This window comes from Salmonella sp. SSDFZ54, assembly GCF_004010735.1.
GTDB classification, from domain to species: Bacteria; Pseudomonadota; Gammaproteobacteria; order Enterobacterales; family Enterobacteriaceae; genus Salmonella; species Salmonella enterica.
This window is the reverse complement of sequence record NZ_CP034819.1, coordinates 370,568-392,825: the sequence shown is the minus strand read 5'-3', so window position 1 is coordinate 392,825 and position 22,258 is coordinate 370,568. Positions and strand designations below refer to the sequence as shown.

Sequence of the window (22,258 nt, the reverse complement as noted above, 5' to 3'; positions counted from 1 at the left end):
ACGTGAATACATTAGAACAAACCATCGGCAATACGCCGCTGGTCAAATTACAACGTCTGGGGCCGGATAACGGCAGTGAAATCTGGGTCAAGCTGGAAGGCAATAATCCGGCAGGATCGGTGAAAGATCGCGCGGCGCTATCGATGATTGTCGAGGCGGAAAAGCGCGGGGAAATTAAACCGGGCGATGTCCTGATTGAAGCGACCAGCGGCAACACTGGCATTGCGCTGGCGATGATCGCCGCGCTGAAAGGTTATCGCATGAAGCTGTTGATGCCGGACAACATGAGCCAGGAGCGTCGGGCGGCAATGCGGGCCTATGGCGCGGAACTGATTCTGGTCACTAAAGAGCAGGGAATGGAAGGGGCGCGCGATTTAGCGCTCGCTATGTCTGAACGAGGCGAGGGCAAACTGCTCGATCAGTTTAATAATCCTGATAATCCCTACGCTCACTACACCACCACCGGCCCGGAAATCTGGCGGCAAACGTCAGGTCGCATCACTCACTTTGTCTCCAGCATGGGCACGACCGGCACCATTACCGGCGTGTCGCGTTTTCTGCGCGAGCAGAAAAAGCCGGTGACGATTGTCGGTTTGCAGCCGGAAGAGGGCAGCAGTATTCCGGGCATTCGCCGCTGGCCTGCGGAATATATGCCGGGCATTTTTAACGCCTCGCTGGTAGATGAGGTGCTGGATATTCATCAGAATGATGCCGAAAACACCATGCGTGAACTGGCCGTTCGTGAAGGCATTTTCTGCGGCGTGAGTTCCGGCGGCGCGGTAGCGGGCGCGTTACGCGTCGCACGAGCCACGCCCGGCGCGATAGTGGTGGCGATCATCTGCGATCGCGGCGACCGTTACTTGTCTACCGGCGTGTTTGGTGAAGAGCATTTCAGCCAGGGGGCAGGGATTTAAACTACCAGATTATTCTGCGGACCGATTCGTATTATAGAAACAGGGCGAGCATACTTTGTTAAACGGGCTTAACAATGTCATGTTTACCGCATTTAAATGCGGTGGCTTCAGGATGTGACTCGATTGAGTATCTTAAAAATAAACAAATCGATCGTATTTTGATCTTTTATTATTTGTTTTAACAAAGTGTGCTCGCCGCCCTGATCCGGCGCAAAGGTTTAGCGGGAAAGAGGCTCTGGCAATGGATCTGGGGCATGAAGATGGGCGTGGGTGGTACTGTAAGTATCCCGCATAATCGTGCCATTCACATTTAGAGATCATCCGGCATAATCAATCTGCCAACGAAGGAGATCGCTATGCGTAAAGCCCGTTTTACTGAGCATCAGATCATCACTGTGATTAAGTCGGTTGAAGCTGGACGAACCGTTAAAGATGTCTGCCGGGAGGCCGGTATCTCTGAGGCCACCTACTATAACTGGAAGTCCAGATACGGCGGCATGGAAGCTTCTGATATTAAAAAGATAAAAGATCTTGAGGACGAGAACCGACGCCTCAAACAGATGTTTGCCGACCTGAGCCTTGAGAACCGGGCGCTGAAAGACGTTATCGAAAAAAAGCTTTAAAACCAGCCTTTAAGCGTGAGCTGGTCACTCATCTGATAACGGCATTCGGACTCAGTATCCGTCAGGCCTGCCGGAGCCTGAACCTGAGCAGAACGGTTTATCATTACCGTCCGGATAACACACGTGACGAACCCGTTATTACCGCATTGCAGGCAGCAGCTGAACGGTATCCACGATACGGTTTTCCGAAGCTTTTTCAGGTTCTGCGGCGGCAGGGATACATGTGGAATCACAAAAGGATCCACCGTATTTATTGTCTGCTGAAGCTGAATTTTCGCCGTAAGGGCAAACAACGGCTGCCGGTGCGTAACCCCTCGCCACTGGCCACACCGGAAGCGCTGAACCAGAGCTGGTCTGTCGATTTTATGCATGATGCCCTGGTCTGTGGGCGTCGTTTTCGCACGTTCAATGTCGTTGATGACTTTAACCGTGAGGCGTTGTCGATTGAAATAGATCTGAATCTGCCAGCCCCACGAGTGGTCCGTGTACTCGACAGGATCGCGGCAAATCGTGGCTATCCGGTCATGCTACGCATGGATAATGGTCCGGAATTTATCTCACTTGCACTGGCTGAATGGGCAGAGCAACATGCAGTAAAACTGGAATTTATTCAGCCGGGTAAGCCGACGCAGAACGCTTTTATTGAGCGCTTTAACCGAACATACCGTACAGAAATACTCGATTTTTATCTGTTCAGAACGCTGAATGAAGCGCGGGAAATCACGGAAAGATGGGTGTCAGAATATAACTGTGAACGCCCTCATGAATCACTGAACAATATGACGCCGGAGGAATATCGGCAACACAATCATTTGGCCGGGATCTCAAAAAATGCCTGGAACTAAAACGGGTCTATTTACAGTACGTGGTACAAGTTTTATGGGAAGTGAAGTTAGGTTAATGAAATAACTATTGCCTAATGGTTTAGCGGTAATTTCGTGAACTTCCAGAAGTATAGACAGTTAATGGATAGAGCCAATATTTTTTGTAACTTACACGATAATGAGTATATACATTACGATTGCTGTGTTCATAATAATCACTCTGCTATTTTATTTTTTTCGATTTTTATTCACTCGCGTAAAAATATATGTAATAAGCAAAGGTACAATAATCAAAGCTACATATCCATTTATATAAAAATATACATCAATATAAGTTTTCATATATAAATGAAAGAACAAGAACAAGAACAACATCGTTAAGAAAGAAAATAAATAAAATAACGACACAATAATTCTATTATAGAAAAACAATGTAACGAAGATGATAAAATTTAAACTTAAAATTACCCACCAGTTTATAAATACGGTTTCTGTAACACCCATACCATGAGCATTAACCACATCAGGTATAAATACTAAATTGAGTAGATATATATTTTTATTCAATATCGAATGTAAGAATGACATAAAATTATTCATACAATAGTTAAATTTTGATTTGAATTTTAAGATGGCATATTCAAATGTTTTTATAGTTCTTTCATACAATTTCTCTGATTCATTTATGGATGCTCCCTTAATTTGCATTATTACTAGTGTGCATGAATTCATTTCTATACACCAGTTATAATACAACTAGTTAATCCGATAAGAAACACATATATATAGATCACAATAATTAACCATTTTTTCTTAATGTTAGTAAATAACATCATTAAAATAACTGCAATTAAAATATGCCACCAAACATTCATTATTCCAATAATCAAAGATGTAATCCATAAAACAAAAATACCAACTAATGAATATTTAGATACATCACCCATTGCAATCTCAATGAACAAGATTAGCAATGAAATTGAAAAAAATGATCCAATTAGCAAAATAATTATAGTTCTAATATGCCTCATTCCTTGCATTCCATTGTGTACACTTCATCCTACAAGCATGGATCTTATTCAGTAACTGTTTTATCCGTTTCAGTAATCAGCGCGTGCAAGAAAGGCTGTGCATTTTCATCCGCTTTACCGGGAATTTTAACGATATAGGGCTTTCCGGTGATGGACGACGACGACGCGACTTTATCGATAAACTGTTCGGCGGTGTCGATACGATTGCGCGTGTTGCCCAGTTTTAAGCGCAGGTGCGATACGGCTTCCTCGCAGTTATGCGCATCACCGTTACGAACGAATGTCAGATCCTTTTTCTGCGCCAGCGCATTAAGCATGGCGTTAATGCGCGCTTCTTCATGGGCGTTTAGCTTCGCCCAGGCGGGTAGAGTCAGCAGGAGCGCAACGACGGCGCAGACAATTTTCTTCATGGTAAAATCCTTTTTCATGCGATAATCACTGCACTTCAGACCGTTAGCCGGGTAATAAGTTGCACTCCTGGTGTGGTTATTTCTGTGAGTGCGCCAGCGTGAGTTCATCCAGAAAACGCCACAGCTTTTCATTCATTTGCTGGTAATCCCATGCGCGCATCTCGGCGACCGAGCGGATAAAACGCTTCCCTTGCGCGTCGGCCAGCTCCTGCTGCGAATGTTGGATTAATCCTTCAACCGCCTCGACGGTAAATTCCATATGACACTGGAAGCCGTAGACAAAATTGCCGTACTGCACTATCTGACGTGGACAGCCGGCACTTTCAGCCAGCACGGTCGCCTGATCGGTGAGTCCTGGCATATCGTTGTGCCAGTGGCCGACGGTTAACGTGGAGCCAAAGTGGGCGATAAGCGGATGCCGCAGACCGGCTTCAGTGAGCGTAATAGGGTAGTGACCAATCTCTTTTTCCGGACTTTGGCACACAGCGGTGCCCAGCGCCTCGCCAATGAGCTGCGAACCAAGACAAATGCCGATAACCATTCGCCGGGCCGTAATCGCCTGATTAATTAAGTGCTGTTCGGCGCGAGAGTCAAAGTACGGGCACTCTTCGCGGGTGGTGCGCGGCGACTGCGGACCGCCAAATACCACGAGCATATCGAACTCATCGGCATTGGGCGGTAGCGCTTCTCCGGCATAGACGCGCGACCATGAAATGGTATAACCGCGATCTTCAGCCCATTTCAGATAAGCGCCAGCGGATTCAAACGACTCATGGACAACAAAATGAACTCGCACGTTATTTTCTCCTGTTAGCGATTTAGCGCCTGATGGATATCAGCCGCCAGCGTGTTGATCTCGCCGTCATTTAATGTCGACAGCGTGATACGTAGACCGTGAGACGGCGCGCTTACGCCAAAGGCTTCTCCCTCACGTACCAGCCAGCCGGATTTTGCCAACGTAAACGCGGTAGCCTGGCTATGGGTGTCCAGCGGGAGCCAGGTATTCACGCCGTCGCCGGGAGAAATGGCGATGCCATATTGCTGTAGGGCGCGGGCCAGTTTTTGTTGCCGGGCGGCGTAAAACAGCCGCGTTTGCGCCAGCCTGTGCTGATACTCAGGGTCGGTCAGGCAGGCGTAGACCAGATCCTGTAACAGATGGCTGACCCACTGACTACCGGCATTTAGCCGCAGCCGAAGTTTTGCCGAGGTCGCGCTGTCGCTGGCGACAATAGCAAGACGTAAATCGGGGCCGAGGGCTTTGGAAACGGAGCGTATCACCGCCCAGTGTTGCGTTGTCTGCGCAATAACCGGCTGCCAGGGCGACGAAGAAAGCAGGGCGAAGTGATCGTCGATAATGACCACTACCTGAGGGTAACGCGCCAGTATATTTTGCAGCGCAGCGGCACGGCGAGCGCTCAGGCTACAGCCGGTAGGGTTGTGCGCGCGCGGCGTTAAGATCACTGCCCGCGCGCCCTGGTTTAGCGCCTGTTCCAGCTTTTCAGGCTGCATTCCTTCGCTATCCACACTGACCGGGCTGGCGCTAAAACCGGCATAGCGCAGCATATTGATACTGCTTAAAAAACAGGGATCTTCCACCGCGACGCTGTCGCCCGGCAGCAGATGCGCGCAAAGCAGTCTTTCGATAGCGTCGATAGCTCCGCTGGTGATATCAATTTCGCCTGCGACGGGAGTGGCATCCCGTAGCCAGCGCGCCGCCCAGGCGTGTAGTTCAGGGGAAACGGGCGCATCGCCGTAGAGATGCGGCGTGCGGCTGAGACGGGCAAAATAACGGCTGAGGTCAGGCAGACGCTGCGGATCGGGATTGCCGCCGGAAAGGTCGTGCAGAGGCGTATGCGGATCGCCGCCTTCCAGCGCTACGGGAGACGGACTGCCTTTAATCACCGTCCCATTGCGGCCTAAACTTTGCGCCAGTCCCGCCGTTATCAGCCGTTTATACGCCGCTGCGACGGTATTGCGGTTCACCTTTAATTCGCTTGCCAGCTCCCGTACCGGCGGGAGCGAATCCTCCGCCCGTAACGTGCCGGCGATAATGTGTTGACGGATACTGTCAAAAATTTCGTTAGCGGTTTTTCCGTCGATCATTATTGACCTATGACAAAATGAATTTTAGCATATGACAATGATAATGAGGCGGTAGCCTGCTGTCCAGCGAGAGGAAAATTTTATGGGACAAGAGAGTGATATTCAGTCAGTGCTCTTCGACGACAACCATCGGGCATTACAGACCGATATCGTCGCCGTCCAGTCACAGGTCGTGTACGGCAGCGTAGGCAACAGTATCGCTGTTCCGGCCATTAAAGCGCAGGGATTACGCGTGACGGCGGTCCCGACGGTGCTGTTCAGCAATACGCCGCACTATAAAACCTTTTATGGCGGCATTATTCCCGCCGAGTGGTTTGCAGGCTACCTTACGGCGTTGAATGAGCGCGATGCGCTACGTGAATTAAAAGCGATTACCACCGGTTACATGGGCAGCGCAGACCAAATTGTCTTGCTTTCGAAGTGGCTAATGGCGATCCGGGCTTCGCATCCGGAGGTGTGTATTCTTGTTGATCCCGTCATTGGCGATACCGACAGTGGAATGTATGTGCAGGCGGAAATTCCGCAGGCTTATCGCACACATTTGTTGCCGCAGGCGCAGGGGCTAACGCCGAACGTATTTGAGCTGGAGATGCTGAGTGGTAAACCGTGTCGCACGCTGGAAGAGGCGGTGGCGGCGGCGCAATCGCTGCTTTCCGATACGCTGAAATGGGTGGTTATCACCAGCGCGCCGGGCGAATCTATGGAGACCATAACGGTTGCCGTCGTTACCGCGCAGGTCGTGGAGGTCTTTGCCCATCCGCGGGTGGCGACGGAGTTAAAAGGGACGGGAGATCTCTTCTGCGCCGAGCTGGTCAGCGGTATTGTGCAGGGAAAAAAACTGACGACCGCGGCAAAAGATGCGGCGCAGCGCGTGCTGGAGGTGATGACCTGGACACAGCAGTGTGGCTGTGATGAGTTAATTCTGCCGCCGGCAGGGGAGGCGCGATGAAGAGTTATCGGCTGGTGGTTCGCCAGCAGGGGCGTATCGTGGGGCATTTTGAAACGAGCGGGCTGGACGCGCTGGAAGATATCTGCGTGGCGCGGGCGATGTTTGGCATCACTGGCGGCTATCAGTGCGAGTTGCAAGTGTCCGATTCCGAACGCAGGATGCTGGAGAGTGGCCCGGATGGGATGAAGATCCTGATGCGCGAGAAGTGCTTTCGCCCGGTGACCTCGCAGTTGTAACCCGTGGATTGGCGCTGAAATGTTCGCAACCTTGTAGGCCTGATAAGCGTAGCGCCATCAGGCAGTACGCCGCACCATCGCCGGATGGCGGCGCAAGAACAGGCAAAAAAAATGGCGCCCAAAGGCGCCATTCTTCACTGCGGCAAGAATTACTTCTTAATGCGGATAACCGGAGTTTCACCCACGGTCACGCTACCGGACAGTTTGATCAGTTCTTTGATTTCATCCATGTTGGAGATAACAACCGGAGTCAGGGTAGACTTGGCTTTTTCTTCCAGCAACGGCAGATCGAACTCGATGACCGGATCGCCAACTTTCACGCGCTGACCTTCTTCAGCAATACGCTTGAAGCCTTCGCCTTTCAGCTCAACGGTGTCGATACCGAAGTGAACGAACAGCTCAATGCCGCTATCGGATTCGATAGAGAACGCATGGTTGGTTTCAAAGATTTTGCCGATGGTACCGTCAACAGGGGCGACCATTTTGTTACCGGTTGGTTTGATAGCGATGCCATCACCAACGATTTTTTCAGCAAAAACTACATCCGGCACGTCTTCGATGTTGACGATCTCGCCAGAGAGCGGGGCAACAATCTCAATAGTTCCGGTGTCTTTCTTATCATCAGAAACCAGAGATTTTAGTTTATCGAACAAACCCATGATCTTCTCCTAAGCAGTAAATTGGGCCGCATCTCGTGGATTAGCAGATTGTTTTTTCTTCAATGAACTTGTTAACCAGCGTCATTAACTCGTCCGTTGTCGGTTGAGCAAGAGCCTGCTCTGCTAACACCTTCGCATCTTCGAAGTTCGTGTTACGGATAATCTTCTTAATGCGCGGGATAGAAATGGCGCTCATAGAGAATTCGTCCAGACCCATCCCCAGCAACAGAAGTGTAGCACGTTCGTCGCCTGCAAGCTCACCACACATGCCAGTCCATTTACCTTCTGCATGAGAAGCATCAATAACTTGCTTGATCAAGTTCAGTACGGACGGTGACATTGGCTGGTAAAGGTGTGAAATCATATCATTACCACGGTCAACTGCCAGGGTGTACTGCGTTAAATCATTGGTGCCGATACTAAAGAAATCAACTTCTTTGGCTAAATGACGCGCAATTGTCGCCGCAGCCGGTGTTTCCACCATCACGCCAATCTCAATGCTTTCGTCAAATGCTTTACCTTCGTCACGCAGTTCCTGTTTGTAGATTTCAATCTCTTTGCGCAGCGCGCGAACTTCTTCAACAGAGATGATCATCGGGAACATAATGCGCAATTTACCGAAAGCGGAGGCACGCAGAATCGCGCGAACCTGGTCACGCAGGATCTCTTTGCGATCCATGGCGATACGCACGGCGCGCCAGCCCAGGAACGGGTTCTCTTCTTTCGGGAAGTTCATGTACGGCAGCTCTTTGTCGCCGCCAATGTCCATGGTACGGACGATAACCGCCTGCGAGCCGCATGCTTCAGCGACCGCTTTATAGGCGGCAAACTGCTCTTCTTCCGTCGGCAGCGCGTCGCGATCCATGAACAGGAATTCAGTACGATACAGACCAACGCCTTCCGCGCCGTTACGCTCAGCGCCTTCAACGTCGCGAACGGTACCGATGTTGGCGCAAACTTCAACCTGATGTCCATCCAGCGTGATTGCCGGCAGATCTTTCAGTTTTGCGAGTTCCGCTTTCTCGGTCGCAACCTGCTCCTGGACGGCGCGCAGTTGCTCAATAACATCGTTGGTCGGGTTGACGTAAACCTGGTTGTTTACGGCATCCAGAATCAGATAGTCGCCGTTTTTCACCTGAGAGGTGACGCTACCGGTACCTACGATCGCTGGCAGTTCCAGAGAACGCGCCATGATGGAGGTATGAGACGTGCGTCCGCCCGCGTCGGTGATGAAGCCCAGCACTTTCTGCAGGTTCAGCTGTGCGGTTTCTGACGGCGTCAGGTCAGCGGCAACCAGGATAACTTCTTCCTGAATCGCGCTCAGATCGATAATGGCCAGACCCAGGATGTTGCGCAACAGGCGCTTACCGATATCACGTACGTCAGCCGCACGCTCTTTCAGGTATTCGTCATCCAGTTCTTCCAGGGCAGTGGCCTGACCTTCGATAACTTCATGTGCGGCTGCGTCAGCCGTCATGTGCTTATCTTTAATCAGGGCTATGATTTCCTGCTCCAGCTCCTCATCTTCGAGCAGCATAATATGCCCTTCAAAGATGGCTTCTTTTTCTTCACCGAACGTTTCACCAGCTTTTGTCTTGATCGCTTCCAGTTGCGCAGATGCCTTGGCACGACCGCTCAGAAAACGTTCAACTTCCTGATCAACCTTGTCGGCAGAAATTTTTTTCCGGTCAATGACGATTTCGTCTTCTTTCAGCAGCAGTGCTTTGCCGAAAGCGATACCCGGGGATGCTAAAATGCCTGAAATCATAACCCTACCTTACTTGTGACTGATTTTTAAAAGAACCCGGAAAAAAACTTACTCGAGTTCCGCCATCAGTTTGACCAGATGTTCAACCGCTTTCTGCTCATCTTCACCTTCTGCGGAGATGGTGACGACGGTGCCTTGAGTCAGGCCCAGAGTCTGCAGTTTAAACAGGCTTTTCGCGCTGGCGCTTTTGCCGTTGGAAGTCACAGTAATCTCAGAAGTGAAGCCTTTTGCTTCTTTAACAAACTGAGCAGCAGGGCGGGTGTGCAGACCGTTCGGAGCGGTAATGGTAACTTCTTGCTGGAACATTGTATTTCCCCAACTTATAGGTTTAGTGTTGTGGAACTAAAGTCTAGCCTGGCGGCTCAACTTTAGCCTGTATTGTTAGCGCCGGCGTAAACGGGACGCGACACAAAAGGTGTTCTACGCAATCCGTTGCTGGCAACTTATGGCCGCTGACGTTTCGCTCGTCATTAAACATTATGCCGCGAAAGGAAGATTTGAACCAAATCATAAAATCGATTCAGCTAACGCTTTTCCTGTAACGATTAATTTCGCGCATCAAAATAATTAGTCTGGTTAAATACCAGTTCCGGCAGGGTGAATCAATGCCAGGTGAGGTGAAAGTTTGAAGCAGGCCACAAAAAAGCACCCAAAAAGGTGCTTTTTTACGCGTTTTTAACATGCTGGCATCACTGTTGCAGTTCTTTCTCAGTAAAGAGATCGGCGAACAACGCGGTGCTCAGATAACGCTCACCTGATGAGGGTAGGATAACCACAATATTCTTATTGGTAAAGCTTTCATCTTCCTGCAGCTTAAGCGCTGCAGCAACTGCGGCGCCGGAAGAAATTCCCGCCAGAATACCTTCCTCTTCCATCAGACGGCGCGCGGTAGAAATGGCCTCTTCATTGGTGATGCCAACCACTTTATCAATCAGTTTCAGATCCAGGTTGCCTGGGATGAAGCCTGCGCCGATGCCCTGAATTTTATGCGGGCCCGGTTTGATCTCTTCACCAGCCAGCGCCTGGGCGATAACCGGGGAGTCAGTGGGTTCTACCGCAACGGTGATAAGATCGGTTTTACCCTTCGTCCCTTTGATATAACGCGTGACGCCGGTTAACGTACCGCCAGTGCCGACGCCGGAGATAAACACATCCACCTGACCATCGGTGTCTTCCCAGATTTCCGGGCCGGTGGTTTTTTCATGGATTTCCGGGTTGGCAGGGTTGCTGAACTGCTGGAGCAGGAGATATTTTTGCGGATCGCTGGCGACAATTTCTTCGGCTTTCTGAATAGCGCCTTTCATCCCTTTCGCCCCTTCGGTCAGCACCAGATTCGCGCCTAATGCTTTGAGTAGCTTGCGGCGTTCAATGCTCATGGTTTCCGGCATGGTCAGGGTGAGTTTGTAACCGCGCGCGGCGGCGACATACGCCAGCGCAATACCGGTGTTGCCGCTGGTCGGCTCGACCAGTTCCACGCCAGGTTTCAGTACGCCACGCTTTTCGGCATCCCAAATCATATTGGCGCCGATACGGCACTTGACGCTGAAGCTCGGGTTGCGCGACTCCACCTTCGCCAGAATGCGTCCATTACCGATACGGTTCAGTCGAACCAGCGGCGTATGACCGATAGTCAGCGAGTTATCTTCATAAATCTTACTCATGGCCTGTCCTTAACTGTATGAAATTGGGATACCTTCCCAGCATACCTTCCAGCCAGATATGGGGAAGTAAGGATTTCGCATATCTATATGCTGATGGGAAATAATGGTTATCAGTATGGAATAAGAGACAGCATAAGCCATCTCTTATTTATACATTTTTACGTTATTTCCATAACGCGTGCTTAGCACGCCAGCAATCAACCCACATTGCCGTCGCGCCACAGACGGCGACAGGCATAATGAACAGGTTAAGCACCGGAATCATCGTAAAGAGGCTGGTGAGCGCGCCAAATTGCATATTCGCCACCTTCTGCGTGCGCAACGCGGCGCGCATCGTTTTAAACGGCACTTTGTGGTTATCAAACGGGTAGTCGCAATACTGGATCGCCAGCATCCAGGCGCTGAACAAAAACCACAGCACCGGCGCGATGGTTTGGCCAATGCCAGGAATAAAATAGAGAACCAGCAGCACAATAGCACGCGGCAGATACCACGCCAGCTTTTGCCATTCACGTTTCATAATGCGCGGTACATCTTTCATGATGCCGAGTATGCCGGTATCTGGCGGCGTGGCGCCGGTTAACCGCGCCTCAAGCTGTTCGGCTAAAAGGCCGTTAAACGGCGCGGCGATCCAGTTGGCGAGGGTAGAGAAAAAATAGCCAAAGACCAACAGAACAGAGATAACTGCAATCGGCCACAGCAGATAGCTCAGCCATTGCAGCCAGTCCGGCACATGACTCATCAACGAAGGTATCCAGGCGTCAAGCTGGGTAAACAGCCACCAAAATGCGCCGCCCATCAGCACAATGTTGACCAGCAGAGGTAAAATAACAAAGCGGCGGATTCCCGGTAGGGTGACTAACTTCCATCCTTGCGAGAAATAATAGACGCCGCTACGTGGTACGGTTGTGGATGATGAAACCATATTCAGGACATACTCCTTTTTCTTAAAGCCCTGGGTAAACGTGGGATATCTTACCCGGTTATCAGACGGTGGATAGTTCGGAAATGTTCGAAAAAACAGCAAAAAGCACATTTTCCTTCATCTTTATGCTGCGAAAGCCAACAGTACACTTGCACTTGACGTAATCGGCAAATACTCTTAGTGAGTAAATGTTTGCCGTGGTGGCAAGGTGTTAGAACAACAGAGAATATAATGATGCAGGATTTGCGTCTGATATTAATCATTGTTGGCGCGATCGCCATAATCGCTTTACTGGTACATGGTTTCTGGACCAGCCGTAAAGAACGATCTTCTATGTTCCGCGATCGTCCACTAAAACGCATGAAATCGAAACGCGACGACGACTCGTATGACGACGATGTCGAAGAAGACGAAGGCGTGGGTGAAGTTCGTGTTCACCGCGTAAATCATGCCCCCGGCCAGTCGCAGGAGCATGATGCCCCTCGTCAGTCGCCGCAACACCAGTACCAGCCGCCTTATGCGTCTGCGCAACCGCGTCCAGCGGCGCCGCCGCAGCCGCAAGCGCCGATGCAACAGCCGGTTCAGCAACCGGTCCAACCTGCGCCGCAGCCTCAGCAGGTTCAGCCATCTGCGCCGCCGGTACAGCCGCCGCAACAGCAGCCTGCACCGCCGTCGCAAGCGCCGCAGCCTGTTGCGCAGCCCGCGCCGCCGCCATCAGCGCAAACCTTCCAGCCTGCGGAACCTGTGGTTGAGGCGGAACCGGTAGTGGAAGAAGCGCCGGTTGTGGAAAAACCGCAGCGTAAAGAGGCGGTCATCATTATGAACGTCGCGGCCCATCATGGCAGCGAGCTTAATGGTGAAGTGTTACTGAACAGTATTCAGCAGTCAGGCTTTAAATTTGGCGATATGAATATTTTCCATCGTCATTTGAGCCCGGACGGCAGCGGCCCGGCCTTGTTCAGTCTCGCGAATATGGTCAATCCGGGAACGTTCGATCCTGAAATGACGGACTTCACTACGCCTGGCGTCACTATCTTTATGCAGGTACCGTCTTACGGCGATGCGCTGCAGAATTTCAAGCTGATGCTGCAATCCGCGCAGCATATCGCTGATGAGGTCGGTGGCGTCGTGCTGGATGACCAGCGTCGGATGATGACACCGCAGAAACTGCGCGAATATCAGGACCGCATCCGCGAGGTGATGGACGCTAACGCCTGAGGTTAACGCAGGTGTGACATTTTTAACGTAACCCCCGCCTGTCGGGGGTTTTTTATCATTGATGGTGTGATATGGAACCAATCGAACAACAACTGACAGAACTGCGAACCACGCTTCGCCATCATGAATATCTGTATCATGTGATGGATGCGCCGGAGATTCCCGACGCCGAATATGACCGCCTGATGCGGGAACTGCGAGAGCTGGAGGCGCAACGTCCGGACCTTATCACGCCGGATTCGCCCACGCAGCGCGTTGGCGCGGCGCCGCTGACGGCATTCAACCAGATTCGCCATGAAGTACCGATGCTGTCGCTCGATAACGTATTTGATGAAGAAAGCTTCCTGGCGTTTAACAAGCGAGTGCAGGATCGTCTAAAAAGCACGGAAAATGTCATCTGGTGCTGCGAGCTAAAACTGGATGGCCTGGCGGTCAGCATTCTGTATGAAAACGGCGTGCTGGTGAGCGCTGCGACGCGTGGCGACGGCACCACCGGTGAAGATATCACTTCAAACGTGCGCACGATTCGCGCCATTCCGTTAAAGCTGCACGGCGATAATATTCCGGCGCGTCTTGAAGTTCGCGGAGAGGTATTTTTACCGCAGGCCGGGTTCGAAAAGATCAATGAAGATGCGCGCCGTACTGGCGGCAAAGTGTTTGCTAATCCGCGTAACGCGGCGGCGGGCTCGTTGCGTCAGCTCGATCCGCGTATTACGGCGAAGCGACCGCTAACATTTTTCTGCTACGGCGTCGGTATTCTGGAAGGCGGCGAGTTGCCGGATACGCATCTGGGACGTTTGCTGCAATTTAAAGCGTGGGGGTTACCGGTCAGCGATCGCGTGACGCTGTGCGATTCTCCCCAGGCGGTACTGGATTTTTATCGCAACGTCGAAAAAGATCGCCCCACGCTCGGTTTTGATATCGACGGCGTGGTGATTAAGGTCAACTCGCTGGCTTTGCAGGAACAGCTGGGCTTTGTGGCCCGCGCGCCGCGCTGGGCGGTGGCGTTTAAATTTCCTGCTCAGGAGCAGATGACTTTTGTGCGCGACGTTGAGTTTCAGGTCGGGCGTACCGGGGCGATTACGCCGGTGGCGCGTCTGGAACCGGTTCAGGTGGCTGGTGTGCTGGTCAGCAATGCCACGTTGCATAATGCCGATGAAATTGAGCGACTTGGCTTGCGCATTGGCGATAAGGTGGTTATCCGTCGGGCAGGCGATGTGATCCCTCAGGTGGTCAACGTGGTTCTGTCCGAACGCCCTGAAGAGACGCGTCCGATTGTGTTTCCAACGCACTGTCCGGTGTGCGGATCGGACGTAGAGCGCGTCGAAGGCGAAGCCGTTACCCGTTGTACCGGCGGGCTGATTTGCGGCGCGCAGCGTAAAGAGTCGTTGAAACATTTTGTGTCGCGCCGGGCAATGGATGTAGACGGGATGGGCGATAAGATCATCGACCAACTGGTGGAAAGGGAGTATGTCCATACGCCAGCGGATCTGTTCCGTCTGACGGCGGGTAAACTGACCGGCCTGGACCGAATGGGGCCAAAGTCCGCGCAAAATGTTGTAAACGCGCTGGAAAAAGCCAAAGCGACGACCTTTGCGCGTTTTCTCTATGCGCTGGGCATCCGTGAAGTGGGTGAAGCGACGGCGGCGGGGCTGGCGGCTTATTTCGGCACGCTGGAGGCGCTACAGGCCGCCACCATTGACGAGTTGCAGAAAGTACCTGACGTGGGGATTGTGGTCGCTACGCACGTCTTTAACTTTTTTGCCGAAGAGAGTAATCGTGACGTGATTGGGCAGCTACTGGCGGAAGGGGTCCACTGGCCCGCGCCGGTAGTCATTAATGTGCAAGAGATCGATAGCCCGTTTGCCGGTAAAACCGTGGTACTAACCGGTAGCCTGAGCCAGATGTCCCGCGATGACGCTAAAGCGCGTTTAGTGGCGCTGGGCGCGAAAGTGGCAGGCAGCGTATCGAAGAAAACCGATCTGGTGATTGCCGGTGAAGCGGCGGGTTCCAAACTGGCCAAAGCGCAGGAACTGGGCATCAATGTCATTGATGAAGCGGAAATGATCCGCTTACTGGGTGCCTGAGATGGAAAAAGAGCAGTTGGTTGAAATCGCCAACACCGTGATGCCGTTCGGCAAATATCAGGGACGTCGATTGATCGACCTTCCGGAAGAGTATTTGCTGTGGTTTGCCCGTAAAGATCAATTTCCGGCGGGTAAACTGGGGGAATTGATGCAAATCACGCTGCTGATTAAAACCGAGGGGCTGACGCAACTGGTGCAGCCCCTGAAACGCCCGCTTTAAGCTTTCGCGGCGCGGCTTTCCTGCTGCGCCTGTAACTTCTCGGTCTGGCGTTTGTAGCGCCGCGCCAGCCCTGCGCAGACCATCAGTTGGATCTGGTGGAAGATCATCAGCGGTAATACCATCATACCCAGCACTGACGTCGGAAACAGAATATTGGCCATCGGGATCCCGTTGGCCAGGCTTTTTTTCGAACCGCAGAAAACAATAGTGATTTCGTCGGCTTTATTGAAGCCGCATTTACGGGCGACAAAGACGTTAATAGCGATGACGATCGCCAACAGTATGAGACTGACCACGACGATAAACAGCAGCGATCCCCAGCCGACTTTGTGCCAGATGCCATTGACCACCGCTTCGCTGAACGCCGAGTAGACCACCAGCAAAATAGAGGTCTGATCTGTTTTCGCGATCCACTTTTTGTTGCGCGCGACCCAGTTGCCGATCCACGGGCGAGACAGGTGTCCCAGCACAAAAGGCAGCAGCAGTTGCAGCATAATTTTGCCCACCTCTTCCAGACTGCCCTGCGCGCCATGAATATTCATTACCAGACCGACCAGCAGCGGCGACAGGAAAATGCCCAGCAGACTGGACGCAGACGCTGAGCACACCGCGGCCGCGACGTTACCGCCCGCGAGTGAAGTAAATGCAATCGCCGACTGCACGGTGGCGGGCAAAATGCACAGATACAGAAAGCCACTGTAGAGCATAGGGTCGACATTGACAGGCGCCCACCAGGCAAACAGTACGCCGAGGACAGGAAAGAGCACAAAAGTGCTGCACATGACCCACAGATGCAACCGCCAGTGGCTGCCGCCAGCGATGATCGCTTCACGTGAAAGCTTCGCGCCATGCATAAAAAACAGCAGAGCGATGGCCGCTGTCGTAATGCCTTCAACGACAGGCACAAAGCTGCCTTCCGCCGGGAAAAAAGAGGCCAGTAGTACCACGGTGATAAGTGTCAGCGTGAAAGGGTCAAGGATACGAAAAAGTTTCATAAAAACTCCTGAAAGTCGGTGCAGCTATTTTGCGTTTTTCGCTTTGAGAAATAAAATTGATTTATTGCATCTATATATGAATCTAGTCGATGAACTATTCACTGCGTCAACTGCGTATTTTTATTACCGTCGCCCAGGCCAAAAGTTTCAGTCGGGCAGGGGACTGGATTGGACTGAGCCAGTCTGCGGTCAGTCATAGCGTAAAAGAGCTGGAGCGGCAAACCGGCGTCAGACTGCTGGATCGCACTACGCGTGAGGTGGTGCTGACCGAGGCGGGGCAACAACTGGCGACGCGTCTGGAGCGGGTGCTTGATGAACTGAACAGCATACTGCGCGATGCAGGCAGAGTAGGGACACAATTAACCGGCACCGTGCGCGTTGCCGCGAGCCAAACCATTTCTGCGCATCTTATTCCGCAATGCATTGCCCAAAGTAATTCACTTTATCCCGCTATTGATTTTGTATTGCACGATCGTCCGCAGCAGTGGGTGCTGGAGAGCATCCGCCAGGGAGAAGTGGATTTTGGCATCGTTATCGATCCCGGCGCAGCGGTGGATTTACAGTGTGAAGCCATCTTATCAGAGCCTTTTTTACTGTTGTGTCGCCAGGATCATCCGCTGGCGCATCAGGAATGGGTAAGCTGGCAGGATCTTAAACAGGCGTCGCTGGTCTTACAGGATTACGCTTCCGGTAGCCGACCGCTGATTGATGCGGCGCTGGCCCATTTTGCTATTGAGGCGGATATCGTGCAGGAGATTGGTCACCCGGCCACGCTGTTTCCAATGGTGGAAGCGGGAATCGGCATCAGCGTGCTGCCCGCGCTGGCGTTACCGCTCCCGCAGGGCAGCCACTTACAGGTTAAACGGCTGACGCCCGTAGTTGAAAGGCAGCTCATGCTGGCGCGGCGAAAAAACCGATCGCTCTCCACGGCGGCGCAGGCGTTGTGGGACGTGGTGCGTACTCAGGCCAGCGAATTAACCGCCGCGAGGGCGAAAGATCCGCTGTATCAGCTATAAATATCTATCTGTCCGTGTGTGAGGTGCGGTCTTGCCCTGCCATTTTTGACAGGGCAGTGTGTTAAAACAGGTATTTGATGGAATAAATAATGCCATCCTGCAGGAAGGATTCTCCTAACTTATTATCAGCGTAACGATATTGTACTCCTGCGGTCAGGTGAGGAGTCGCATTCCACCACAGCGCTACTGCGCCATTAATGCCATCTTTCCCGCCATTGCCCGCAGCGTAGGACGCATCGCGGTCAAACTCATACTTATTCCAGTTCGTTACGCTGAATTTCTCACTACCCAACGAGAAGCTATAGCCGGCCACCCAACCTAATACATAACCATTATCGCCTGTGTAGTAGGTCTGATCGGTATAACGTTTGGCAAAGAAGGGTTTAAACCAGTAACCGTTACCTGTGAAGTTATAGCCTAAACCATAGAGAAACATGTCATCATGGAAATTAGCGCGATGAGGTGAACCGTACGTCCCGTAGGCATGGAGATAGAGGTTTAATCCTGTATCGCCCAGATAAATACGGTTGGTATTTTTAAAGGTGTAACGCTGTTCGCTGCCTGGTTTAGCGTGGCGGCCATTGTAAAAATTTTCCCAGTCGAAGAACCCGTACATTTCTCCCCAGCTAAAATTCGCTCCGCCTTCCAGTTCCAGGTACCCAAAATCATCTTTATGGGATTTTTTACTGGTTTTTTCCGTGGTGTCTGATGTCCAGTCGAGGTAATGGAGGCCGATATCGGCGAACCCGCCTTTAAATTCCGCATGGGTGAGTGCGGGAATAATGAGTAAAGAAGAAAGCGTCAGAGTAAGAATTTTTTTCATAGCATATTTCCCTATGCCGATAATTATTAATGGGTTAATTAAAAAGAGGCAATTTATAAATATGAAAGCGGCATATTGTTAATATGAAGTGCAAGCAAAAACCAATACTGTTTTCCCTCTGTATTAATACAGAAGCGATCTAAATCTATCGATATTAAATGGCTATTGATGACACGTGAAAAGTGTATTGGTCAGCAAGGGGCGATGGTCGTTATAAAAAGGAGTCAAATTAAATCCGATAGAACAAGGAAACTTATGCCTCACGCTCTTTTTTCTCATAATCCTGAGTATTGTGTTGATATTATTCATGCACATAAACCGGCATTTACCCCGCGCGTCGCGTTTATTTTAGGCTCCGGGTTGGGTGCTCTGGCGGATCAAATCGAAGATGCGGTAGCCATTTCTTACGAGAAATTGCCGGGATTTCCCGTCAGCACCGTACACGGCCATGCTGGTGAACTGGTGCTCGGCCATCTGGCGGGGGTTCCGGTGGCCTGTATGAAAGGCCGCGGACATTTTTATGAAGGGCGTGGAATGGCGGTGATGACCGATGCCATTCGCACGTTGAAATTACTGGGCTGTGAAGTGTTGTTCTGCACCAATGCGGCAGGATCTCTGCGCCCGGAAGTGGGGCCGGGTAGCCTGGTTGCGCTTAGCGATCACATTAATACGATGCCCGGTACGCCGATGGTGGGGCCAAACGATGATCGTTATGGCGATCGCTTCTTCTCGCTGGCTAATGCTTATGACGCAGATTATCGCGCCATGCTTCAGTCCGTTGCGGCAGAGGAGGGATTCCCCCTCACTGAAGGCGTATTTGTTTCTTATCCGGGTCCGAACTTCGAAACGGCGGCAGAAATCCGCATGATGCAGATTATTGGCGGCGATGTGGTCGGAATGTCCGTTGTCCCTGAGGTGATTAGCGCACGTCATTGTGGTCTCAAAGTTGTTGCCGTCTCAGCGATCACCAATCTGGCGGAAGGGCTGGGCGATGTAAAACTCTCCCATGCGCAAACGCTGGCGGCGGCTGAACTTTCCCGGCAGAACTTTATCAATCTGATTTGCGGCTTTTTACGTAAGCTGGCCTAAACACAATGACTACGGCCCCGTATTGGGGCTTTATCTCACGGCAAGGAATAAAAAATGGGTATTACGTCCCGCTTAAAAGTCATGTCGTTCTTGCAATATTTTATCTGGGGGAGCTGGCTGGTTACCCTGGGCTCTTACATGATCAACACTCTGGATTTTACCGGCGCGAATGTCGGTATGGTCTACAGCTCAAAAGGACTGGCAGCGATTATCATGCCGGGCATTATGGGGATCATTGCTGATAAATGGCTGCGCGCTGAGCGAGCCTATATGCTTTGCCATCTGGTTTGCGCGGGGGCGTTATTGTACGCCACCACCGTTACCGATCCCCAGACGATGTTCTGGGTGATGTTGGTTAATGCGATGGCGTATATGCCAACGATTGCATTATCCAATAGCGTTTCGTACTCCTGTCTGGCGAAAGCAGGTCAGGATCCGGTAACGTCATTTCCGCCCGTGCGCGTTTTCGGCACAATAGGTTTTATTGTTGCGATGTGGACGGTGAGCCTGATGGGGCTGGAACTGAGCAGTGCGCAATTATACATCGCTTCTGGCGCATCGTTATTGCTGGCCCTGTATGCGCTGACGTTACCGAAAATTCCGGTAGCCGAGAAGAAGGCGAACACCACGCTTGTCAGTAAGCTCGGACTGGATGCTTTTGTTCTGTTTAAAAATCCACGCATGGCAATCTTCTTTTTGTTTGCGATGATGTTGGGGGCGGTGCTGCAAATTACCAATGTCTTCGGTAATCCGTTCCTGCATGATTTTGCCCGTAATCCTGAGTTTGCCGATAGTTTTGTGGTGAAGTATCCCTCTATCTTGCTTTCAGTTTCGCAGATGGCGGAAGTGGGCTTTATCCTCACCATTCCGTTCTTCCTTAAACGCTTTGGTATTAAAACGGTAATGCTGATGAGCATGCTGGCGTGGACGCTGCGTTTCGGCTTCTTTGCCTTTGGCGATCCATCCCCGTTTGGCTTTGTGCTATTGCTGCTGTCGATGATTGTTTATGGCTGCGCATTTGATTTCTTCAACATCTCAGGGTCAGTATTTGTAGAGCAGGAGGTGGACTCAAGTATTCGCGCCAGCGCGCAGGGGCTGTTTATGACCATGGTTAATGGCGTGGGGGCGTGGATTGGGTCTCTTTTAAGCGGTATGGCCGTGGATTATTTTTCTATTGATGGCGTAAAAGATTGGCAAACCATCTGGCTGGTTTTTGCCGCCTACGCTCTGGCATTGGCCGTTATTTTTGCATTGTTCTTTAAATATCAGCACCATCCAGAAAAACTGTCGACCAAATCATTAGCACATTAATTTTATTTGACTGGCGAGAGGATGTTCGCCAGTCCATTTTTATGAACAAGGACACAGTATGAAAGAAATTATTCTCTCCTCCGGTATTGGATTTGGTATTGGCGCATTTTTTACTTTATGCCGTATACCTATTCCCGCACCAAATGTTTTACCCGGGGTATTATCTATTGTATTTATGTATATTGGGTATCTTGTCGTTAAATCTATTTTTTACTAGGTAATATGGTAAATTCCAGACGTTATCCCTTATTCCTGGAGTGCGATAGTGATGGAACGAGCCCATCGTATTGATCTAAAGCTATTACGTTATTTCCTCGCTGTTGCAGAAGAATTGCATTTTGGCCGGGCTGCTGCCCGGTTAAATATGTCACAACCTCCCTTGAGTATCCATATCAAAGAACTTGAACAGCAACTGGGTACATTGCTGTTTATCCGTCATTCCCGCAGCGTTGCATTAACCCATGCCGGGAAAGTTTTGATGGAAGAGTCACGTCGCTTGTTAGCCAATGCAAATCAGGCTCTGGCGCGAGTGGAGCAGATTGGTCGCGGTGAAGCGGGGCGCATTGAACTGGGTGTGGTTGGTACGGCGCTGTGGGGAAGAATGCGTCCTGCGATGCGTCACTTTTTGAAAGCGAATCCCAATGTTGAAGTACTTTTTCGCGAAAAGTCTCCAGGTATGCAAATGGCGTTGTTAGAGCGTCGGGAACTTGATGCAGGGATCTGGCGTATGGCTATCGAACCAGCAGTCGGTTTTACCAGCATACGTTTGCATGAATCTGCATTCATGGTTGCAGTTCCGGAAGATCACGATCTGGCATCCAGAGATTCTGTGCCGTTGGCGGCGTTGCGCAATGAATATTTTGTTACGTTGCCTTCCGTACATTCTGATTGGGGATTTTTACAACGTGTATGCCAACAGGCGGGTTTCTCGCCAATGATTATTCGGGAAGTGGTTGAGCCGCAAACGGTGTTGGCGATGATCAGTATGGGGATCGGGATTACGTTGATGGCTGATGGCTATGCGCAAATGAGCTGGCCGGGTGTGGTGTTCCGTCCGTTAGAGGAACGTATTCCGGCGGATTTGTATATTGTGTATGACCAGCAGCAGGCAACGCCAGCACTGGAGAAACTGGTGGCGGCGTTGACGGTATGATGTCTGTGCCGGATGGCGACTAACGTCTTATCCGGCCTACGTGTGCGGTGTCGTCTGTAGGCCTGATAACCGCAGCGCATCAGGCAAGACCCGAACCTGCGGCAGGTTCGAATCTTATAAATCGCAGATAGCAAAAAAGCGCCTTTAGGGCGCTTTTTTACATTGGTGGGTCGTGCAGGATTCGAACCTGCGACCAATTGATTAAAAGTCAACTGCTCTACCAACTGAGCTAACGACCCGAAG

Annotated in this window: 22 protein-coding genes and 1 tRNA gene; 12 read left to right on the top strand and 11 right to left on the bottom strand. The window is 51.2% G+C overall.

Going from position 1 to position 22,258, the window contains the following annotated elements:
- Nucleotides 1-2: 2 nt before the first annotated feature.
- Nucleotides 3-914, top strand: a complete 912-nt coding sequence (cysM, locus tag EOS97_RS01875; RefSeq protein ID WP_001093889.1) for a cysteine synthase CysM — start codon at nucleotides 3-5, stop codon at nucleotides 912-914.
- A gap of 356 nt (nucleotides 915-1,270) precedes the next feature.
- Nucleotides 1,271-2,382, top strand: a protein-coding gene (locus tag EOS97_RS01870; RefSeq protein WP_095055964.1) for an IS3 family transposase whose coding sequence is annotated in 2 segments (ribosomal slippage) — nucleotides 1,271-1,532 and nucleotides 1,532-2,382 — 1,113 coding nt in all. Because the reading frame shifts where the segments join, the coding sequence is not laid out codon by codon here.
- A 1,054-nt stretch (nucleotides 2,383-3,436) separates the two neighbouring features.
- Here EOS97_RS01870 and EOS97_RS01865 read toward each other — a convergent pair.
- The 3 genes from EOS97_RS01865 to ptsJ are packed head-to-tail and all read right to left on the bottom strand — an operon-like array spanning nucleotide 3,437 to nucleotide 5,905.
- Nucleotides 3,437-3,820, bottom strand: a complete 384-nt coding sequence (locus EOS97_RS01865) for a YfeK family protein (protein WP_000710728.1) — start codon at nucleotides 3,818-3,820, stop codon at nucleotides 3,437-3,439.
- Between the two features lie 58 nt (nucleotides 3,821-3,878).
- The gene (locus tag EOS97_RS01860) at nucleotides 3,879-4,598 is read right to left on the bottom strand and encodes a GMP synthase (RefSeq protein WP_001263759.1); all 720 of its coding nucleotides are present in this window, start codon (nucleotides 4,596-4,598) and stop codon (nucleotides 3,879-3,881) included.
- A 14-nt stretch (nucleotides 4,599-4,612) separates the two neighbouring features.
- A complete protein-coding gene (gene ptsJ / locus EOS97_RS01855; protein WP_000565112.1) occupies nucleotides 4,613-5,905 on the bottom strand; it encodes a transcriptional regulator PtsJ in 1,293 nt (430 codons plus the stop codon).
- An 82-nt stretch (nucleotides 5,906-5,987) separates the two neighbouring features.
- Between ptsJ and pdxK the strand changes: the two genes are divergently transcribed.
- On the top strand, nucleotides 5,988-6,854 hold the full coding sequence (pdxK, locus tag EOS97_RS01850; RefSeq protein WP_000529620.1) for a pyridoxine/pyridoxal/pyridoxamine kinase: 867 nt from the start codon (nucleotides 5,988-5,990) through the stop codon (nucleotides 6,852-6,854).
- Nucleotides 6,851-7,090: a hypothetical protein gene (locus EOS97_RS01845; protein ID WP_000844541.1), complete on the top strand. Its 240-nt coding sequence runs from the start codon at nucleotides 6,851-6,853 to the stop codon at nucleotides 7,088-7,090. Before pdxK ends, EOS97_RS01845 begins: the two co-directional genes overlap by 4 nt.
- A gap of 149 nt (nucleotides 7,091-7,239) precedes the next feature.
- On the opposite strand, the gene crr is transcribed toward EOS97_RS01845, so the two are convergent.
- The 5 genes from crr to cysZ form a co-directional block, all read right to left on the bottom strand.
- Nucleotides 7,240-7,749 (bottom strand): PTS glucose transporter subunit IIA, encoded by a 510-nt coding sequence (gene crr, locus EOS97_RS01840; RefSeq protein ID WP_000522253.1) that lies wholly within the window; start codon nucleotides 7,747-7,749, stop codon nucleotides 7,240-7,242.
- Between the two features lie 40 nt (nucleotides 7,750-7,789).
- Nucleotides 7,790-9,517: a phosphoenolpyruvate-protein phosphotransferase PtsI gene (ptsI, locus tag EOS97_RS01835; protein WP_000623118.1), complete on the bottom strand. Its 1,728-nt coding sequence runs from the start codon at nucleotides 9,515-9,517 to the stop codon at nucleotides 7,790-7,792.
- A 48-nt stretch (nucleotides 9,518-9,565) separates the two neighbouring features.
- Complete coding sequence (gene ptsH, locus EOS97_RS01830) at nucleotides 9,566-9,823, bottom strand: phosphocarrier protein Hpr (RefSeq protein ID WP_000487600.1); 258 nt, start codon at nucleotides 9,821-9,823, stop codon at nucleotides 9,566-9,568.
- 383 nt (nucleotides 9,824-10,206) lie between these two features.
- Nucleotides 10,207-11,178 carry a cysteine synthase A gene (gene cysK / locus EOS97_RS01825; protein WP_000036904.1) on the bottom strand — a complete coding sequence of 324 codons (972 nt, stop codon included), beginning with the start codon at nucleotides 11,176-11,178 and terminating at the stop codon, nucleotides 10,207-10,209.
- A gap of 163 nt (nucleotides 11,179-11,341) precedes the next feature.
- Nucleotides 11,342-12,103: a sulfate transporter CysZ gene (cysZ, locus tag EOS97_RS01820; protein ID WP_000255008.1), complete on the bottom strand. Its 762-nt coding sequence runs from the start codon at nucleotides 12,101-12,103 to the stop codon at nucleotides 11,342-11,344.
- 231 nt (nucleotides 12,104-12,334) lie between these two features.
- Between cysZ and zipA the strand changes: the two genes are divergently transcribed.
- The 3 genes from zipA to EOS97_RS01805 all read left to right on the top strand — a co-directional run bounded on the left by zipA (nucleotide 12,335) and on the right by EOS97_RS01805 (nucleotide 15,628).
- On the top strand, nucleotides 12,335-13,321 hold the full coding sequence (gene zipA / locus EOS97_RS01815; protein WP_000983126.1) for a cell division protein ZipA: 987 nt from the start codon (nucleotides 12,335-12,337) through the stop codon (nucleotides 13,319-13,321).
- A gap of 71 nt (nucleotides 13,322-13,392) precedes the next feature.
- Entirely contained in the window at nucleotides 13,393-15,408 is a 2,016-nt protein-coding gene (gene ligA, locus EOS97_RS01810; RefSeq protein WP_000433279.1) for an NAD-dependent DNA ligase LigA, read from the top strand.
- 1 nt (nucleotide 15,409) lies between these two features.
- Complete coding sequence (locus EOS97_RS01805) at nucleotides 15,410-15,628, top strand: DUF3820 family protein (RefSeq protein WP_001519708.1); 219 nt, start codon at nucleotides 15,410-15,412, stop codon at nucleotides 15,626-15,628.
- Here EOS97_RS01805 and EOS97_RS01800 read toward each other — a convergent pair.
- Complete coding sequence (locus tag EOS97_RS01800) at nucleotides 15,625-16,623, bottom strand: bile acid:sodium symporter family protein (RefSeq protein WP_000765580.1); 999 nt, start codon at nucleotides 16,621-16,623, stop codon at nucleotides 15,625-15,627. The genes EOS97_RS01805 and EOS97_RS01800 overlap by 4 nt on opposite strands.
- 89 nt (nucleotides 16,624-16,712) lie before the next feature.
- On the opposite strand from EOS97_RS01800, the gene EOS97_RS01795 reads away from it, so the two are divergent.
- Nucleotides 16,713-17,639, top strand: a complete 927-nt coding sequence (locus EOS97_RS01795) for a LysR family transcriptional regulator (protein ID WP_001109837.1) — start codon at nucleotides 16,713-16,715, stop codon at nucleotides 17,637-17,639.
- A 61-nt stretch (nucleotides 17,640-17,700) separates the two neighbouring features.
- Here the strand turns inward: EOS97_RS01795 and EOS97_RS01790 are convergent, their stop codons facing one another.
- Nucleotides 17,701-18,462 carry an outer membrane protein OmpK gene (locus EOS97_RS01790; RefSeq protein WP_000722927.1) on the bottom strand — a complete coding sequence of 254 codons (762 nt, stop codon included), beginning with the start codon at nucleotides 18,460-18,462 and terminating at the stop codon, nucleotides 17,701-17,703.
- A gap of 255 nt (nucleotides 18,463-18,717) precedes the next feature.
- On the opposite strand from EOS97_RS01790, the gene xapA reads away from it, so the two are divergent.
- The 4 genes from xapA to EOS97_RS01770 are packed head-to-tail and all read left to right on the top strand — an operon-like array spanning nucleotide 18,718 to nucleotide 22,015.
- On the top strand, nucleotides 18,718-19,551 hold the full coding sequence (gene xapA, locus EOS97_RS01785) for a xanthosine phosphorylase (RefSeq protein WP_001119755.1): 834 nt from the start codon (nucleotides 18,718-18,720) through the stop codon (nucleotides 19,549-19,551).
- Nucleotides 19,552-19,605: 54 nt separating this feature from the next.
- The gene (locus EOS97_RS01780) at nucleotides 19,606-20,862 is read left to right on the top strand and encodes a nucleoside permease (RefSeq protein WP_000513243.1); all 1,257 of its coding nucleotides are present in this window, start codon (nucleotides 19,606-19,608) and stop codon (nucleotides 20,860-20,862) included.
- 58 nt (nucleotides 20,863-20,920) lie between these two features.
- A complete protein-coding gene (locus EOS97_RS01775) occupies nucleotides 20,921-21,079 on the top strand; it encodes a XapX domain-containing protein (RefSeq protein ID WP_000658727.1) in 159 nt (52 codons plus the stop codon).
- Nucleotides 21,080-21,130: 51 nt separating this feature from the next.
- On the top strand, nucleotides 21,131-22,015 hold the full coding sequence (locus EOS97_RS01770; RefSeq protein WP_000438884.1) for a LysR family transcriptional regulator: 885 nt from the start codon (nucleotides 21,131-21,133) through the stop codon (nucleotides 22,013-22,015).
- A gap of 163 nt (nucleotides 22,016-22,178) precedes the next feature.
- Here EOS97_RS01770 and EOS97_RS01765 read toward each other — a convergent pair.
- Nucleotides 22,179-22,254 (bottom strand) — tRNA-Lys (locus EOS97_RS01765).
- Nucleotides 22,255-22,258: the final 4 nt, after the last annotated feature.

Excerpts from the sequence above, each read along its gene's own strand:
- EOS97_RS01865 (WP_000710728.1), bottom strand. The coding sequence starts at position 3,820 with ATGAAAAAGGATTTTACCATGAAGAAAATTGTCTGCGCCGTCGTTGCG.
- ptsJ (WP_000565112.1), bottom strand. The coding sequence starts at position 5,905 with ATGATCGACGGAAAAACCGCTAACGAAATTTTTGACAGTATCCGTCAA.
- pdxK (WP_000529620.1), top strand. The coding sequence starts at position 5,988 with ATGGGACAAGAGAGTGATATTCAGTCAGTGCTCTTCGACGACAACCAT.
- EOS97_RS01845 (WP_000844541.1), top strand. The coding sequence starts at position 6,851 with ATGAAGAGTTATCGGCTGGTGGTTCGCCAGCAGGGGCGTATCGTGGGG.
- crr (WP_000522253.1), bottom strand. The coding sequence starts at position 7,749 with ATGGGTTTGTTCGATAAACTAAAATCTCTGGTTTCTGATGATAAGAAA.
- ptsI (WP_000623118.1), bottom strand. The coding sequence starts at position 9,517 with ATGATTTCAGGCATTTTAGCATCCCCGGGTATCGCTTTCGGCAAAGCA.
- ptsH (WP_000487600.1), bottom strand. The coding sequence starts at position 9,823 with ATGTTCCAGCAAGAAGTTACCATTACCGCTCCGAACGGTCTGCACACC.
- cysK (WP_000036904.1), bottom strand. The coding sequence starts at position 11,178 with ATGAGTAAGATTTATGAAGATAACTCGCTGACTATCGGTCATACGCCG.
- cysZ (WP_000255008.1), bottom strand. The coding sequence starts at position 12,103 with ATGGTTTCATCATCCACAACCGTACCACGTAGCGGCGTCTATTATTTC.
- zipA (WP_000983126.1), top strand. The coding sequence starts at position 12,335 with ATGATGCAGGATTTGCGTCTGATATTAATCATTGTTGGCGCGATCGCC.
- ligA (WP_000433279.1), top strand. The coding sequence starts at position 13,393 with ATGGAACCAATCGAACAACAACTGACAGAACTGCGAACCACGCTTCGC.
- EOS97_RS01805 (WP_001519708.1), top strand. The coding sequence starts at position 15,410 with ATGGAAAAAGAGCAGTTGGTTGAAATCGCCAACACCGTGATGCCGTTC.
- EOS97_RS01800 (WP_000765580.1), bottom strand. The coding sequence starts at position 16,623 with ATGAAACTTTTTCGTATCCTTGACCCTTTCACGCTGACACTTATCACC.
- EOS97_RS01795 (WP_001109837.1), top strand. The coding sequence starts at position 16,713 with ATGAACTATTCACTGCGTCAACTGCGTATTTTTATTACCGTCGCCCAG.
- EOS97_RS01790 (WP_000722927.1), bottom strand. The coding sequence starts at position 18,462 with ATGAAAAAAATTCTTACTCTGACGCTTTCTTCTTTACTCATTATTCCC.
- xapA (WP_001119755.1), top strand. The coding sequence starts at position 18,718 with ATGCCTCACGCTCTTTTTTCTCATAATCCTGAGTATTGTGTTGATATT.
- EOS97_RS01780 (WP_000513243.1), top strand. The coding sequence starts at position 19,606 with ATGGGTATTACGTCCCGCTTAAAAGTCATGTCGTTCTTGCAATATTTT.
- EOS97_RS01775 (WP_000658727.1), top strand. The coding sequence starts at position 20,921 with ATGAAAGAAATTATTCTCTCCTCCGGTATTGGATTTGGTATTGGCGCA.
- EOS97_RS01770 (WP_000438884.1), top strand. The coding sequence starts at position 21,131 with ATGGAACGAGCCCATCGTATTGATCTAAAGCTATTACGTTATTTCCTC.